The organism is Streptomyces sp. NPDC005195, from assembly GCF_040608315.1.
GTDB classification, from domain to species: domain Bacteria; phylum Actinomycetota; class Actinomycetes; order Streptomycetales; family Streptomycetaceae; genus Streptomyces; species Streptomyces kaempferi.
Genome location: NZ_JBEXHZ010000012.1, coordinates 23,742 through 38,965, shown reverse-complemented (window position 1 = coordinate 38,965; position 15,224 = coordinate 23,742). Strand labels below are relative to the sequence as shown.

Here is a 15,224-nt window from a genome sequence, read left to right as displayed (position 1 = left end):
CCGCCCCCACACATGTGGTCACCCCACACAGTTGCACTTCAGGTCGTGGTGTCGAACCATGCGGGAGCAGGGGACAGTGCCTGCTTGATCCGGAACATGGCAAACTCGTGCAGCTCCGGCAGGGAGTCGACCGGGAACCAGCCGACCTCCAGCGACTCGTCGTCATTGACCCGCGCCTCGCCGCCGACGGCCCGGCAGCGGAACGTGACGTCCATGAACTGGCAGGTGTCGTTGTTCGCGTAGGTGACCGGGTCCAGGGCCTGGACGAGTACGACGCGCTCGACGACGCAATGCACCGCGGTCTCCTCGAAGACCTCCCGCACGGCGCAGGCCGCGGGCTGCTCGCCCGGATCCGGGATGCCGCCGATGACCGACCACTTGCCGGTGTCCGTGCGCCGGCCCAGCAGCACTCTGCCCTCGTCGTCGAAGACGATGGCGGTGACTCCGGGGAGCCAGAGCAGCTGATGCCCCGCGGAGGCCCGGATCGTACGGATGAAGTCAGGAGTAGCCATGGCCCGACCCTAACGGTCCGCTTCCGCCATCCGCCCGTGGCCGCGCGACCCCGCTCCGGCCCCGCTCCGGCGCCGCGGAACTAGCCCCTCTCGCCCCGGCGCCCACGGACCGCCCTGGCTCCGGCCCATCCGAGCCCGCCCGCCGCGACCAGCACCAGGAGCATCTCGGGGAGGATCCCCATCCGCGTGGCGGGGGTCTCGGAAGACCGCAGCGGCACCTTCTGGACCAGCGAGTCCGCGACGAACATCCCGGTCCGCTGGGTGATCCTGCCGTCCGGCATGATGACGGCGCTGACGCCGCTGGTCACCGGCACCGTGACGGTACGGCTGTGCTCCACGGCACGGACCCGGGACATGGCCAGCTGCTGGTAGGTCATCTCGCTGCGGTCGAAGGTCGCGTTGTTGCTCGGCACCGAGATGATCTGCGCCCCGTCGGTCACGGTGCTGCGCACGGCCCAGTCGAAGGCGGCCTCGTAGCAGGTGACGAGTCCGACCCCGGTGCCGTTCATCGCGAAGACGCCCGGCTTGTGACCCCGGCTGAAGTCCTGGCGGACCATCGACGTCCAGTTCTTGTTGATCGCGCCGAGCAGCGAGCGCAGCGGAAGGTACTCGCCGAACGGCTGGACCTGCCGCTTGTCGTACGTGTCCAGGGGCCCCTTCACCGGGTCCCACAGGATCTGCTCGTTGTAGAGCTTGCCGTCGCGCTCCACGACACCGCCGACCGAGATGGGCGCGCCGATGGCCTTGGCCGCCGTGTCGATGACGGCGCGGGCGTCGGCGTTGGTGAACGGGTCGACGTCGGAGGAGTTCTCCGGCCACAGGACGAAGTCGGGCCGGGCGACCTTGCCCGCCTTCACCTCGGCGGCCAGCCGCTCGGTCTCCCGCGCGTGGTAGTCGAGGACGGCGCGCCGCTGGGCGTTGAACTCGAGTCCCGCGCGCGGAACGTTGCCCTGGATCACCGCGACGGTCGCCGTGCCGTCCTCGGCCTTGTCACTCACCAGGGCCCGCGCCGCGAGCGCCCCGACCACGGGGACCGCGACGGCGAGCAGCGCCACGGCTGCGGCCCCCCGTCGTACGACACCGGTGCGACGCCCCTCGACGACCTGGCGCACGATCTCGTACAGCCCGAAACCGCAGAGCACGACCCCGAACCCGAGGACCGGAGTTCCGCCCAGCGCGGCAAGCGGCAGGAACACTCCGTCCGCCTGCCCGAAGGCGATCTTCCCCCAGGGGAAGCCGCCGAACGGCGCACGCGCGCGTGCCGCCTCACCCGCGATCCACACGGCGGCGGCCCACAGGGGCCGGCCGGGCAGCCGGGACACCAGAGTGATGCCCGCGCCGACGAGCGCGATGTACACCGCTTCCACGACGACGAGGGCAAGCCACGGCCCGGGGCCGACCTCGACGCCGGTCCACACGAGCAGCGGCAGCAGGAAGCCGAGTCCGAACAGGTAGCCGAGTCCGAGCCCCGCCTTCCAGGAGCGGCCGCGCAGGACCCCTGCGAAGACCGCGAAGGCGGGCAGGGCCAGCCACGACACCGTGCGCGGCGGGAAACTGACGTAGAGCAGTACGCCGGAGAGCGCCGCGACGGCGGCCGGAGCGTATCGCCGTGCCAGTCTGGCCCCGCGCGATGCGGGCGCGGCCTGGGGTTCGAGCTGCTCCGGCTCGTCTACGGAGGTTGCGGTGGCGGTCACCCGGGGAGTGTACGGCGCGTGACCTGCGCTCCGACAAGCACGGTCGGTCCCCGGGCTGCTGGAACTCCCGTTGTTCCCGGTCGGCCCCGACCCTGGGTTCCGCGCCCCCCGAGACGGCTCACTCGCCCCGGGCGCCGCTCGCCGCCCGTCCGATGCATCGTTTTTCTGCGCAAGTCATCCACAAACCGGCGCATCAGCCGTTACGGTGTGCCCGAGCCTCCGACGTGGCCTGATGCGGCCACGATGGTCGGGGTCCGTCACAGGTCGGGGGGCGACGGGGTGGGTTCGACGGGGATGACGTCCACGGCCGGTGCGATGGCCGCGAACGAGAGACGAAACGTTTCGGACGCGGCGGGTGTGATCGTGCTCGGGGCCTGCGCCGTCTGGTCACTGATCACTGCGGCCGTGCACGACGGACGCCCCGAGGGCGTCCTGCTCGCGGTGCTCGCGATGGCCGCCGGCTACGCCTCGGGCCGGATCCTGGGCGCGGTCGCGCCGGTCACCGCCCCCTGCGCCGGGGCCCTCGTCGGACTCGGCCTGGCTCTCACCGAGCGGTACACCACCCCGGGCCCGCAGATCACGGCGCCGCTCGGGCACAGCGGTGCCACGGCCGCGCTGCTGACCCTCTCCATCGCGGCGGCGTGCTGCGCGGCCCGGACGGCGCGCCCGGCGGCCCTGCGGCTCGCGCTGCGCCTGCTGGCCGTCGGGATCACGGTGACCGCCGCGGTCCTCGGCTCGGCCGCGGGATGCGCCCTGGGCGCCGCGGTGCTGCTGTGCTCGCTCGCCGCCGACCGCGTGCGGCACCGCGGCCTCGGCCTCGGGGCCTTCGCGCTCACCGCGGCACTGGTCACGTCGACGACCTGGGCCGTCGCCGAGGACGCCCTCCCGGACGGGCTGACCGCCTCCCTCGAAGGTCAGCTCACCGAGCACCGGGTGCTGCTCTGGCAGGACGCGCTCCATCTGGTCGGCCGGGATCCGGCACTGGGAGTGGGACCGGGCCGCTACGGAGAGCTCAGCCCGACGAGCGCGCTGGCGCCGCTGCCCGACGGCAAGCCCCACTCCGCCGTACTGCAGCAGGTGGCCGAGCAGGGCGTGGTCGGCGCTCTGCTGCTCGCCGTGCTCTTCTGCTGGGTCCTCTACTCACTCTGGCGCTCTCCGCAGTCCACGGCGATCGTGCTGACGGCGGGGGCGGGCCTGACCGCTCTGGCCGTGATCGCGTCGGTGGGCAACGCGCTGAGTTTCACCACGGTGACGGCAGGCGCGGGGCTGCTCGCGGGGCTCGCGACGGCACGGCCGTTGGCGGACGGGTGTCCGGAGCAGGCCTCGCGGGAGGACGAGCGTCTCTGGGCGCACCGGCTCGAACCGTGAACCCGCGAGTCGGCACCCCGGCCTCATGGCCGTACGGGCGCACAGGCCCGAACGGCGCGCGGGATCAGATCACGGTGCCGGGAGTGGCCGGCCGGAGCCTGTCCCGGATCACCCGTACGGCCGCCTCCGCGTTGTCCACCGTGATGGTGAACGTATGGCCGTCCCCGAGTCTGAGCACCATGCCCTCGCCGCGCCGGACGATGACGGCGGTGCCTTTCTCCGGACGCCAGCGGTAGCCCCAGCCGCCCCACTGCCACGGCGTGACGCTGGGCGCGAAGTCGGCGCCGACCACCTCCGAGAGCGGGATGCGGCGCCGGGGCAGACCGACGTGACCGCAGCGCACTTCGAGGGAGTCCTTGTCCACCTTCACGGCGACGTGCACGAAGGCGAGTGTGCCGAACAGGACGAGCAGTCCCGCGGCGATGCAGCCGACGACGGACATGGCGAGCGCGGCGACGCCCGAGGTCCAGGTGGACTCGACGGCCAGTTCGATGCCGAGCGCGATGCAGGCGGCGCCGGCGAGCGCCGGAAGCCACTGGACGCGATTGGTCGCCCGCCCGGTCCAGACATCGGAGTGCGGGATGTATTCGCCGTGGGGGTGGTCCCTCATGCGTAAGAGACTACTCATGTTCCGCAGCGCGGGCACCGGCTCGCAGAGGGTCACTGCTCCTGCCCGGAGCTCCGCGGACGGAGGGCGCCCGAGCGGTGACCGACGGTCAGCGGGCGGGGCTGACCGCCCGCAGGAGAAGGCCCTCCTCGTACGCGAGCGCGGGCTCGGGCAGAACCCCCGCCCGGCCGCTGAGGAGCACGGTGACGGTGCCGTCGGCGGCCGCTCCCGGGTCCGGGAAGGCGCCGATCCTGCGCAGCGCCTGCGCAGCGACCGCGCCGGCGGAGGCGTGCAGGACGAGCGGCGGGAGGCCGGGCCGCTGCACGGCCGCGCGGATCCGTTCGGCGACCAGCTCGTAATGGGTGCACCCCAGGACGACGGCCCTTACATCGTCGGGGGTCCGGGCGGCGGCCGAGGCGATCGCGGCGTCGATCGCCGCCTGGTCGCCGTGCTCCACGGCGTCGGCGAGTCCGGGGCACGACACCTCGGTGACCGCCACCCCCTCGGCGAACTCGCGGATGAGTCCCCGCTGGTACGGGCTGCCGGTGGTGGCCGGAGTGGCCCAGATCGCGACGGGACCGCCTTCGGCCGCGGCCGGCTTGATCGCCGGGACCGTGCCGATCACGGGCACGTCCGGCTCCAGGCGGGCACGCAGGGCGGGCAGCGCGTGCACGGAGGCGGTGTTGCAGGCGACGATCAGCGCGTCTGGACGGTGCCTCGCCGCCGCCTCGGCGACCGCGAGCGCGCGCTCGGTCACGTCCTCGGGCGTACGGGGTCCCCAGGGCATGCTGTCGGGCGCCGAGGAGAGGACGAGATCGGCGTCGGGCCGCAGTCGACGTACCGCGGCGGCAGCAGCGAGCAGTCCGATTCCGGAGTCCATGAGCGCGATCTTCACCCGGTCACCATAGACGATCCGCCTCTACGGGCACCCGGGGTGGGGCAGACTGCCGCGCGTGAGTGCCGTCGCGTGGACCGCCGTGGGATCACTGGCCGCCTGGCTGTGGCTGCTGCTCGGCCAGGGCTTCTTCTGGCGTACGGATCTGCGGTTGCCACCGCGCCGTGAGCCGGACGACTGGCCGTCCGTCTGTGTCGTCGTCCCCGCACGCGACGAGGCCGGCGTCCTGCACGCGAGCCTGCCGACCCTCCTCGCGCAGGACTATCCGGGACGGGCCGAGGTCTTCCTCGTCGACGACGGCAGCTCGGACGGCACCGGGGAGCTGGCCCGTGAACTGGCTCGCGCGCACGGCGGGCTCCCGCTCACCGTCGACTCGCCCGGGGAGCCGCCCGCGGGCTGGACCGGCAAGCTCTGGGCCGTACGGCACGGCATCGCCCTGGCCCGCACGCGCGAGCCCGTGTACCTGCTGCTGACGGACGCGGACATCGCCCATGCGCCCGACAGCCTGCGGACGCTGGTGGCCTCGGCGCACACCGGCGGTTTCGACCTCGTCTCCCAGATGGCGCGACTGAGAGCGGAGAGCGTGTGGGAGCGGCTCGTCGTGCCCGCGTTCGTCTACTTCTTCGCCCAGCTGTATCCCTTCCGGTGGATCGCGGTGCGGGGTTCACGCACCGCGGCCGCGGCCGGTGGCTGTGTGCTGCTGCGCGCCGACGCCGCCGAGCGGGCACGGATTCCGGACGCCATCCGGCACGCCGTCATCGACGACGTGGCGCTCGCTCGGGCCGTCAAGGGAGCCGGCGGTCACATCTGGCTGGGACTCGCCGAGCGGGTGGACAGTGTGCGCCCCTACCCGCGGCTGCACGACCTGTGGCGCATGGTCTCGCGCAGCGCGTACGCCCAGCTGCGGCACAACCCGTTGCTGCTCCTGGGCACGGTCCTCGGCCTCGCCGCCGTCTACCTGGTGCCCCCGCTCGCGTTCGCCACCGGCCTGGTCGTGGGGAGTACCGGTGCCGCGGCGGCCGGAGGGCTCGCGTGGCTGCTGATGACGGCGACGTATCTGCCGATGGTGCGCTACTACCGGCAGCCCTGGTGGCTCGCTCCGCTGCTGCCGGTCACCGCGTTCCTGTACCTCCTCATGACGGTCGATTCCGCGGTGCAGCACTACAGGGGGCGCGGCGCGGCCTGGAAGGGCCGCACCTACGCCCGGCCCGACACCGCGCTCGACGAGCGCTGACCGCTCACTTCCTGCCGGGCGTCCAGTTCATGCCCCACCCGTAGACGTGGTCGACGGTGCGCTGCGGGCTCACGCCGCGTTCGGGCACGAGGTAGCGGGCCTCGCGCTGGACGATCAGGTCGCCGCCGCTGTTGGTGATCAGAGCGAGGGCGCAGACGGTCGAGGGCACGGTGCACTCGTCGAGCGAGAAGTCGACCGCTGCGCCGTTCGTCGGCTGGAGGGTGACGGTGGCGTGCAGGTCGGCGAAGGAGCGTGCCCCTTCGTAGATGGTCACGAAGATGAGGATGCGCCGGAAGCTCCGGCGGTGGTCGAGGTTGATGGTGAGGTTCTCGCCGCTCTCGACGGCACCGGTGCGGTCGTCGCCGTCGAGATGGATGTACGGCGGCTGGTGGAGCGCTCCGAAGGCGTTGCCGAGCGCCTGGACGACTCCCTTGCGGCCGTCGGACAGTTCGTACAGGGCGCACAGGTCGAGGTCGAGGTCCGCGTGCATCGCGACAGCCCGGCCCCGTTTACTGCCCCACCCCGAGAACTGTTTGCGTATCTGCCAGTTGAGGTTCACCCGCACGGAACCGGAGGTTCCGCCCTGTTTGGCCAGTGACACCGAGGGGGCCTCTTTGGTGAGGGTGACCTTGGACAGACGCACCGGGGCCTGGGGCGGGGCGGGCGGCGGAGGCTGCGTGGAGGGCGTCAGGGTGGCGGGCGGGGCGACCGGCGGGGGCGGACCGGCCACGCGCGTGCCGGGCTCGGGCGGTGGGGAGGCGGCGGGCAGCGGAACAGCGGGCCGGGGGGAAGAGGGCAGCGGGGCGGGAGGCGTCGCGGCGGGCGGTGCCGTGTGCTGCGGCTCGTCCACCGTGATCCCGTAGTCCGTGGCCAGGCCCTCCAGACCGGTGCCGTACCCCTGCCCGACGGCGCGGAACTTCCAGGCGCCCTGGCGCCGGTAGAACTCCCCCAGCACGAATGCCGTCTCGACCGTCGCGTCCCTGCTGTCGAAGCGGGCGACCTCCGTGCCCCGGCCCGCGTCGAGCACCCGGACGTACAGGCCTGGCACCTGCCCGAAGGTGCCGCCGTCGGCGGAGGCGGCCAGCACCACGGTCTCGATGGCGGGCTCCACGCGCGCGACGTCGACGAGAAGCGTGTCGGTCACCTGACCGCCCTCGTCACGCTTGCCCTCGTGCCGCACGGCGCCGGAGGAGTGTGCCGGCTGGTTGTAGAAAACGAAGTCTCTGTCGGAACGCACCTTCCCGGACACCAGCAACAGCGCCGACGCATCCACGTCGGGCACCCCGGGGCCCGAACTCCAGCCCATTTCGACGCGCAGCGCACTCGTCGGCACCGGAACATTTGATCCTTTAGACATGGTCATGTCCGCCCCCATCACGTGTCACCGCGCCAGGCCGTGCCCCCGGGCCGCCTCTCCGGCCCGTTGCCGACCAACCTATTCCCCCGGAGCCGGGAAGCGCCCGGACTGCCAGGGAAGACCCATGGTCAACCCCCGGTAACCCCTTGGGAACCGGGCCTTTACACGATCTGAACCCGGTTTGGCGCCCTTTTTTGCCGAGTTCGCTCGCATTGGGGATCCCGAGGTGCCGCCGACACGGAAAACAACCCTCTTATCGGTCTCCCCAACCAGCACATCGTGGGCTTAACTTATGTCCCATGACCTCCCCCCGCTCCACCTATGGCGGCGGTTACTACTCCGCGCCGTCCTTCCCGGACACCCCGATCTACGACTCGCTCGTCGCCGAGCGGGGCACCCCGCAGATCGCCCCGATCCGGGTTCCCGCCGCCTACGACACGAGCAGCAGCTACCTGCCCGCGCTCCCGTCGGCACTCCCGGCCCTGCCCGCCGGACCCTCGCACCAGGTCCCCGCCTACGGCGGCTACCCGCAGGCCCAGCAGCCGTCCCCGCTGCACCAGGCCCCCGCTCCCTACATCCCGCAGCAGGCCGGCGCCCCGCGCGGCTACCCGGGCCCCCAGCAGCAGCCGCAGCGCCCGATGGCGACCGGCACCGGCTACGAGGCGATGCGCCCCGCCGCTCCCCGCCCCGCCCCGGCTCCGTACCAGGACCCGTACAACAATCAGCAGTACCGCGGCTACTGAGGCCTTGAGGACGGGATTGTCGGCGCCTACTGGCACGATGGCGTCATGGGGAACGCGGAGCTGCACTCGATCCACGTCCATCCGGTCAAGGCGTTCCGTGGTCAGTCACCACGGGACGCCGTGGTGGAGCGCTGGGGACTGGCCGGGGACCGGCGCTGGGCACTGATCGACGACGGGGGAAAGGTCGTCACCCAGCGCCAGCAACCACGTCTGGCACTGGCCGCCGCCGAGCTGGTGCCCGGCGGCGTTCGGCTGTCCGCTCCCGGCCGTGCGTCACTCAGCGTCCCGGTGCCGGAGCAGACGGCCGCGGACAGGACCACGCTGGACCTCTTCGGCGACAAGGTGGAGGCGGTCCTCGCCGGCACCGCCGCGCATGTCTGGTGCAGCGAATACCTGGGGTCCGAGACATGGCTCGTCCACATGGACGACCCCGCCACCCGCAGACCCCTGGACCCGGAGTACGGACGTCCGGGCGAGACCGTCAGCTTCGCGGACGGCTATCCGCTGCTGCTCACCACCCTCGCCTCGCTGGACGCGCTCAACTCCTTGATCGCCCAGGGTGACCGTTCCCCCGAGGGCCCGCTTCCGATGAACCGCTTCCGGCCGAACGTGGTGGTGTCCGGTACCCCGGCCTGGGCCGAGGACGACTGGACCCGCGTCACCATCGGTGAGGTCGTCTTCCGGGTCGCCAGGACGTGCGGCCGCTGCGTCGTGACCACCACCGACCAGGACACCGCGGAGCGCGGCAGGGAACCCCTGCGCACACTCGGGCGTCATCGCCGCTTCGGGTCCCGGCTGGTCTTCGGACAGAACCTGGTGCCGGAGTCCACCGGCATCGTGCGCGTCGGCGATCCGGTCACGGTCGTCTCCTGACCCGCGCGACCGGTTTCCGGTCACCCTTCCGATCCTGTTGCGCCCGAACCCCGCTCGCGGGAACCCCGGCCCCGGGCACAGTCGTTGAGGCTGTGTGAGAAGTTCATGAGAGGACCGCGGTAGGGGTGATCCCACTCTCTCCTTACCCGGTCCACGGGTGAACGGCTCCGCCGGGGGTCATCACGGACACGGAGGGCGGAAGGGGGTGCGCGGTGATGCGCGCGATCGGCGGGCTCTGGCGCTGGCGGCGCAATCCGCTGCGCCGCAGGACCGATCTGGCCGAGGCCTGGCTGACGCTGCTGACTCTCCTGCTGATCACCGTCGTCGCTCCCCTGACCGGCGTGGCCGCCGGAGCCGCCGCCGAGCACGCCCTCCAGCAGTCCGTCCGGGACCAGCACAGGGCCCGGCACGAGGTGGTGGCCACCGTGGTCAGGAAAGTGACGCGCACCCCGCTGGAGCCCGACCCCGAGGCCTCGTCGGCACAGGATCCGCGCGGCCGTGTCCTCGCGGCCTGGACCGCCCCCGACGGCTCCGCGCACCGAGGCGAGGTGATCACGATGGTCAGGTCCCCGCGCCGGGGCGACCGCTTCCCGCTCTGGACCGACCGGCACGGCCGGCTGGTCGGCCGCCCCCTGGACCCGGCCACCGCGACGACGCACGCGGTGCTGGCGGGTGTCGCCGCGGCGCTCATGACGGCGGTGCTGCTGGAGGCCGCACGGCGTCTGATCGTCTGGCGCATGGTCCTTGGCCGGTACGCCCGTTGGGATCAGGCATGGGACCGGGCGGGCCCGGACTGGGGCAGGACGGGCACCGGCAGCTGACCGCCTTCCCGCTCCGGTCAACCCACCGTCCCCGCGCACGCTACGGTGGGACGGCCGGACTGTTCGGCACCGTCGTGAGAAGCTGTTCTTGATCGCGACGGCGTTTCAGCACGGCCTCGCAGGACCCGCGTACGACGAGGTGGGGGCAGCACAGCGCCATGGCACAGGGCACGGTCCAGGTGACGCACACCGGCACCTCGCGGTGGCGGCGCCGCACGGGAGAGTACGCATCACTGGCCGCGGCCCTGGAAGCGGCCGCCGACGGCGACGTACTCACCGTCGCCCCCGGTACGTACCGGGAGAACCTCGTCGTTCAGCGCGCGGTGACACTGCGCGGTCCCGAGGGCTCGCCCGGCTCCGTGCGCATCGCGCCCGTGGACGGCGTGCCGTTGACCGTCCGTGCCTCCGCCGTCGTCCAGGACCTGCATGTGGAGGGCCAGGACTCGGCCGCGCCCGCGCTGCTCGTCGAGGAGGGCACCCCGGAACTGTTGGACATGCGGATCGTCACCCGGTCCTCGGCCGGCATCGAGGTACGCGGCGGCGCACGTCCGACCGTGCGCCGCTGCACGGTCGACAACCCGGCCGGCGTCGGCATCGCCGTACTCGACGGCGGCGGCGGGGTGTTCGAGGAGTGCGAGGTCGTCGCGGCCGGACAGTCGGGCATCGCGGTCCGCGGGGGCGGCCGCCCCCGCCTGGAGCGCTGCCGGGTGCACCACACCTCCGGCGCGGGCCTGTCGGCGACCGGCGAGAACTCCTCGCTGGAGGCGGTCGGTTGCGAGGTCTACGAGGTCAAGGGCTCCGGAGTGCAGGTCACCGGGCGGGCCGCCGCCCACCTCACCGACTGCGATGTGCACCGCACGACCTCGGACGGCGTCACGCTGGACACGGACGCGGTGCTCACGCTCGCCGACTGCCGTATCCACGACATCCCGGAGAACGCGGTCGATCTGCGCTCCCGTTCGGTCCTCACCCTCACCCGCACCACCGTCCGCAAGTTCGGGCGCAACGGCCTGTCCGTGTGGGACCCGGGCACCCGTGTGGACGCCAACCAGTGCGAGATCTTCGACAGTACGGGCGACTACCCGGCGGTCTGGGTCAGCGACGGCGCCACCGCCGTGCTGGAGTCGTGCCGGGTGCACGACGTGCCGGACGCCCTGTTCGTCCTCGACCGCGGTTCGCGCGTGGACGTCGTCGACAGCGACCTCTCCCAAGTACGCAACACGGCCGTCTCGGTGAGCGACGGCGCCACCGCGCAACTCGACGACTGCCGCATCCGGGACGCCGCGACGGGCGCCTGGTTCCGCGACCACGGAAGCGGCGGAACACTGTCCGGCTGCACCGTCGACGGCACCCAGACCGGCGTCATCGTCACCAAGGGCGCCGACCCCACCATCGAGCGCTGCACGGTCGACTCCCCCGCGGAGGCGGGCTTCTACGTGTCGGCCGGCGGGCGCGGCAGCTTCCACCAATGCCGGGTGACGGGCAGCGGGGGCTACGGCTTCCATGTCATCGACGGCTGCCGGGCGACGCTGAAGAAGTGCCGTACGGAGCGGTGCGCGCGCGGGGGCTACGAGTTCGCCGACGGCGGGCACACTGCGGGTGGCGGACCGGTCGTCGAGGACTGCACGAGCGACGAGAGCGCCGGAGCGCGGTCCCCGGCCCCCGAGACGGCCGTACAGACGTCCGGTCCGTCCGCCGGACTGCTGGGCGCGATCCCGGGCCAGCGCACCACCGAGCAGGAGTCGCCCGCCGGGTCCCCGCAGCCCGAGGAACCCGCCCGCTCCTCCAAGGCCGTCCTCGGCGAACTCGACGCGCTGGTGGGCCTGGAGAGCGTCAAGCGCGAGGTGCGGGCCCTCACCGACATGATCGAGGTGGGCCGCCGGCGTCAGAAGGCGGGCCTCAAGGCGGCCTCGGCACGGCGCCATCTGGTCTTCACGGGCTCTCCCGGCACCGGCAAGACGACCGTCGCCCGGCTGTACGGCGAGATCCTCGCCTCGCTCGGTGTCCTGGAGAAGGGACATCTGGTCGAGGTGTCCCGCGTCGACCTGGTCGGCGAGCACATCGGCTCCACGGCGATCCGCACCCAGGAGGCCTTCGACCGCGCGCGCGGCGGTGTGCTCTTCATCGACGAGGCGTACGCGCTGTCGCCGGAGGACTCGGGGCGCGACTTCGGCCGCGAGGCCATCGACACGCTCGTCAAGCTGATGGAGGACCACCGGGACGCGGTCGTCGTGATCGTCGCGGGCTACACGGCCGAGATGGAGCGCTTCCTCACGGTCAACCCCGGTGTGGCGTCCCGCTTCTCGCGGACCATCACCTTCAGCGACTACCTCCCCGAGGAACTTCTGCGGATCGTGGGACAGCAGGCCGAGGAGCACGAGTACAGCCTCGGGCCCGGCGCGTCCGAGGCACTGCTCACCTACTTCACGGCCATCCCCAAGGGACCCGCTTTCGGCAACGGCCGCACCGCACGGCAGACCTTCGAGGCGATGGTCGAACGGCACGCGGGCCGGGTCGCCCAGCTCGACGAACCGAGCACGGACGACCTGACCCTGCTCTACTCGGACGATCTTCCCGAGCTGCCCTGAGCGTCACCGTCGGGACGCGGGCCCGGCACCTCGTGCCGCAACCGCGCCAGCAGGCGTTCCCGCTCCTTTGCGAAGGCCGGATCCGACTGGTAGTCGGAGTGTCCGAGAATCGGTGCGGGCAAAGGGTGCTCCAGGGTGCGTCCGTAGACGAGCGGGTCCTCCAGGGGCGCGCGGTCGACCTGGGGGCCACAGTCCCCGGGCAGGCGTACGGGACCGCCGATGGGGTCGGTGAGCCGGTACAGATTGCGCCAGCAGTCGACGTCGCGGTGCAGCGAGGCGAGGGCCGCCGGCCCGAAGTGGGCGGGGAACCAGCGGCCGTAGAGGCGTTCCAGCGGTGAGCCGTAGGTGAGCAGGGCGACCCGGCCGCGGACCGAGGGCTTCAGCTGCCAGGCCGCGGCGGCCGCCAGCACGCTGCCCTGGGAGTGCCCGGACAGCACGAGGCGTCCGCCGGTGGCGCGGGTCCAGGTGACCATGCGCCAGGTCAGGTCGGGCACGGCGCGCTCGGCGTAGCAGGGCGGCGCGAAGGGGTGGGCGGCGCGCGGCCAGAAGGTGCCGACGTCCCAGAGGATGCCGATGGTGCGGCGGGCGGCGGGGTCCTTGTAAGCACGTCGGCCAGAGGTGACGAGCAGTATGAAGCCGAGGCCGATCAGCCAGGATCCGAGGGACTGCGCGGCTTCGGCGGCGCCGTGCACGAAGGCGTACGAGTCGCGCGCCGCCCGGGTCGGCGTGTCGCCGGTCGTGAGTGCGCCCACCAGGGCTCCGGAGGCCAGGAGCAGGGTCACGAGGGAGGTGACCCCGACGACAAGGGGTGCCTGGTCGGTGAGGGCGGCCACGGCGCGGGTGCCGGCGATGCGGCGGGTGCGGGCGCTGTCCTTGGGCTCTCCCCGGTAGTCGCGTTCCACCGCGCGCGTCTCGCGGGCGCGCAGACGCCAGGTGCGCAGGGCAAGTCGGCCGCAGAGTGCGAGGAGCACGAGCAGCGCCGGCGGGATCACGGACGCCTGCCAGGTCAGCAGGACGGGCGGACCGGGCAGCGATCCCTGGGTGCCGTCCAGCCAGTCGGCGACGCGTTGGGCGACTCCGCCGGACATCACACCGCCCAGCGCGCAGGCCAGCATCGCCACGGCGGGTCCGGCCAGACCGCGCATCGCCGTGCGCGTGTCGACGGAGCTGTCCCCTGCTCGCGCGGAGCCGACGCCCTGCGGGCGGGCCCGGTGCAGGACGCGGGCCACCACACCGAGCGCGATGACGAGCAGGCCCTGGGCGAGGGCGAGGCCGCCGAAGACCGCGTCGCCGGGGAGCCGGCCCGTCGACTGCCAGCCGGGCCGCGACCAGCCGGCGTACAGGAGGGTGAGGGCGAGCAGGACGCTCGCGCCCACGGGCAGCGCCCGCACCAGTGTCGCGTCCAGTTCCCGGTCGAGCCGGTGCTCGCTGCGGCCGCGGCGGCAGACCACCCACAGCACGACGCACGCGCCGACGGCGAGCGCCGTGTACAGCCACTGGCCCAGGAAACCGAGCGGGACGGGCCCTCCGGCCTCGCCGTCGAAGCGGGCCGCGGGGCCGCCGACCGCCGCGCAGACCGTCAGCAGACCCGCGGCGGTGTGCGCGGCACGCAGCCGGGCCACCAGGCGGCGCCCGTACCAGAAGCCGGGGCGGGCGAGCGCGGTGAGGTCGCTCTCCTCCTCGGGTTCGACCGCGCGGGACACCGGCTGCTGGGACTCGTACGCGCTCCAGGTGCGGTGGGACAGGTACCACAGCAGGCAGGTCAGGGCCGTGGGCACCAGGCAGGCCAGGGCGAGGCGGCGGCCGGGCCGGCTCCACCAGCCGTTGTGGGACAGGTCCGGGGAGAGGAAGGCCAGCCAGGAGTGTTCCTCGGCGCACGCGCGCGTGCCCGCGCACTGCCAGGCGGCCAGGTCGAGGGCGACCTCGCAGGCGGCGGCGACCAGCAGCACGGTCAGGGTGAGCCCGGTCAGCCGGACGAGCAGACCGTACAGCCGGACCGCGCCGCGCCGGCCGCGGCCGGCGGGACGCATCCAGTGCGCGAGGTTGACGACCATGAAGGGCAGCAGCAACAGCCACAGGGCACGGGTGCCGTTGCCGGAGGTGAGGTTGCACCACACATAGGCCTCGGGGACCGGCCTGCCGCGGTAGTCGTCGGGGCGCCGCTCCGCGTCGGCGTCGTCGCGGCGACGGTGGACGGCCGCGACCTCGTCGCCGCTGACCCGCACCGTGCGGGGGTCGTCCAGCATCTCCTCGGGTGTGGTGCCGCCGACTCCGTGGACCAGGAGTTCGAGGGCGGTGTCGGCCGCTTCGGGCCGTTGTGCGGGGCCGGTGAGCTCTCCCGCCGAGGTCTGTTCCCGTGCGCGCTCCACAGTTCTGTACTTCCCCCGAGCCGTGTCCGTCACCTGTGTCATGGGCAGGCACAAGGATCCCGACCGGGGGCCGCGCCCGCACCGATGGTCATCGAATCTCCCCGATATGTGTGACAGCACCGCGAAGGGAGAGGAACGGTGACCTTACAGGGAGTGGCGCGGC

12 protein-coding genes are annotated in these 15,224 nt (G+C 72.7%); 6 read left to right on the top strand and 6 right to left on the bottom strand.

All coding sequences use genetic code 11. From position 1 onward, the window contains the following. Positions 1 to 38 precede the first annotated feature (38 nt). Both ABZV34_RS15810 and lnt read right to left on the bottom strand, forming a co-directional pair. A complete protein-coding gene (locus ABZV34_RS15810) occupies positions 39 to 512 on the bottom strand; it encodes an NUDIX domain-containing protein (protein ID WP_356275803.1) in 474 nt (157 codons plus the stop codon). A gap of 80 nt (positions 513 to 592) precedes the next feature. Further along, positions 593 to 2,206, bottom strand: a complete 1,614-nt coding sequence (gene lnt, locus ABZV34_RS15805) for an apolipoprotein N-acyltransferase (protein WP_356275800.1) — start codon at positions 2,204 to 2,206, stop codon at positions 593 to 595. Between the two features lie 294 nt (positions 2,207 to 2,500). Between lnt and ABZV34_RS15800 the strand changes: the two genes are divergently transcribed. Next, positions 2,501 to 3,574 carry an O-antigen ligase family protein gene (locus ABZV34_RS15800; RefSeq protein WP_356275797.1) on the top strand — a complete coding sequence of 358 codons (1,074 nt, stop codon included), beginning with the start codon at positions 2,501 to 2,503 and terminating at the stop codon, positions 3,572 to 3,574. Positions 3,575 to 3,638: 64 nt separating this feature from the next. Here the strand turns inward: ABZV34_RS15800 and ABZV34_RS15795 are convergent, their stop codons facing one another. Together ABZV34_RS15795 and ABZV34_RS15790 are read right to left on the bottom strand one after the other, a co-directional pair. Next, on the bottom strand, positions 3,639 to 4,184 hold the full coding sequence (locus ABZV34_RS15795; RefSeq protein ID WP_356275795.1) for a hypothetical protein: 546 nt from the start codon (positions 4,182 to 4,184) through the stop codon (positions 3,639 to 3,641). A gap of 106 nt (positions 4,185 to 4,290) precedes the next feature. After that, the gene (locus ABZV34_RS15790) at positions 4,291 to 5,076 is read right to left on the bottom strand and encodes an aspartate/glutamate racemase family protein (RefSeq protein WP_356275793.1); all 786 of its coding nucleotides are present in this window, start codon (positions 5,074 to 5,076) and stop codon (positions 4,291 to 4,293) included. 58 nt (positions 5,077 to 5,134) lie between these two features. Here ABZV34_RS15790 and ABZV34_RS15785 point away from each other — a divergent pair, with 58 nt between their 5' ends. After that, a complete protein-coding gene (locus ABZV34_RS15785; protein ID WP_356275790.1) occupies positions 5,135 to 6,310 on the top strand; it encodes a glycosyltransferase in 1,176 nt (391 codons plus the stop codon). Between the two features lie 4 nt (positions 6,311 to 6,314). Here ABZV34_RS15785 and ABZV34_RS15780 read toward each other — a convergent pair whose 3' ends face one another. Next, complete coding sequence (locus ABZV34_RS15780) at positions 6,315 to 7,685, bottom strand: TerD family protein (RefSeq protein ID WP_356275787.1); 1,371 nt, start codon at positions 7,683 to 7,685, stop codon at positions 6,315 to 6,317. Between the two features lie 281 nt (positions 7,686 to 7,966). On the opposite strand from ABZV34_RS15780, the gene ABZV34_RS15775 reads away from it, so the two are divergent. The 4 genes from ABZV34_RS15775 (at position 7,967) to ABZV34_RS15760 (ending at position 12,692) form a co-directional block, all read left to right on the top strand. Further along, entirely contained in the window at positions 7,967 to 8,410 is a 444-nt protein-coding gene (locus ABZV34_RS15775; protein WP_356275784.1) for a DUF6643 family protein, read from the top strand. A 45-nt stretch (positions 8,411 to 8,455) separates the two neighbouring features. Beyond that, a complete protein-coding gene (locus ABZV34_RS15770) occupies positions 8,456 to 9,283 on the top strand; it encodes an MOSC N-terminal beta barrel domain-containing protein (RefSeq protein ID WP_356275781.1) in 828 nt (275 codons plus the stop codon). Positions 9,284 to 9,498: 215 nt separating this feature from the next. After that, the gene (locus ABZV34_RS15765) at positions 9,499 to 10,104 is read left to right on the top strand and encodes a hypothetical protein (protein WP_356275778.1); all 606 of its coding nucleotides are present in this window, start codon (positions 9,499 to 9,501) and stop codon (positions 10,102 to 10,104) included. A 158-nt stretch (positions 10,105 to 10,262) separates the two neighbouring features. Beyond that, on the top strand, positions 10,263 to 12,692 hold the full coding sequence (locus tag ABZV34_RS15760; RefSeq protein ID WP_356275776.1) for a right-handed parallel beta-helix repeat-containing protein: 2,430 nt from the start codon (positions 10,263 to 10,265) through the stop codon (positions 12,690 to 12,692). Here ABZV34_RS15760 and ABZV34_RS15755 read toward each other — a convergent pair. Next, entirely contained in the window at positions 12,662 to 15,061 is a 2,400-nt protein-coding gene (locus ABZV34_RS15755; protein ID WP_356275773.1) for a hypothetical protein, read from the bottom strand. The two genes, ABZV34_RS15760 and ABZV34_RS15755, sit on opposite strands and share 31 nt — an antisense overlap. Between the last annotated feature and the right edge of the window lie 163 nt (positions 15,062 to 15,224).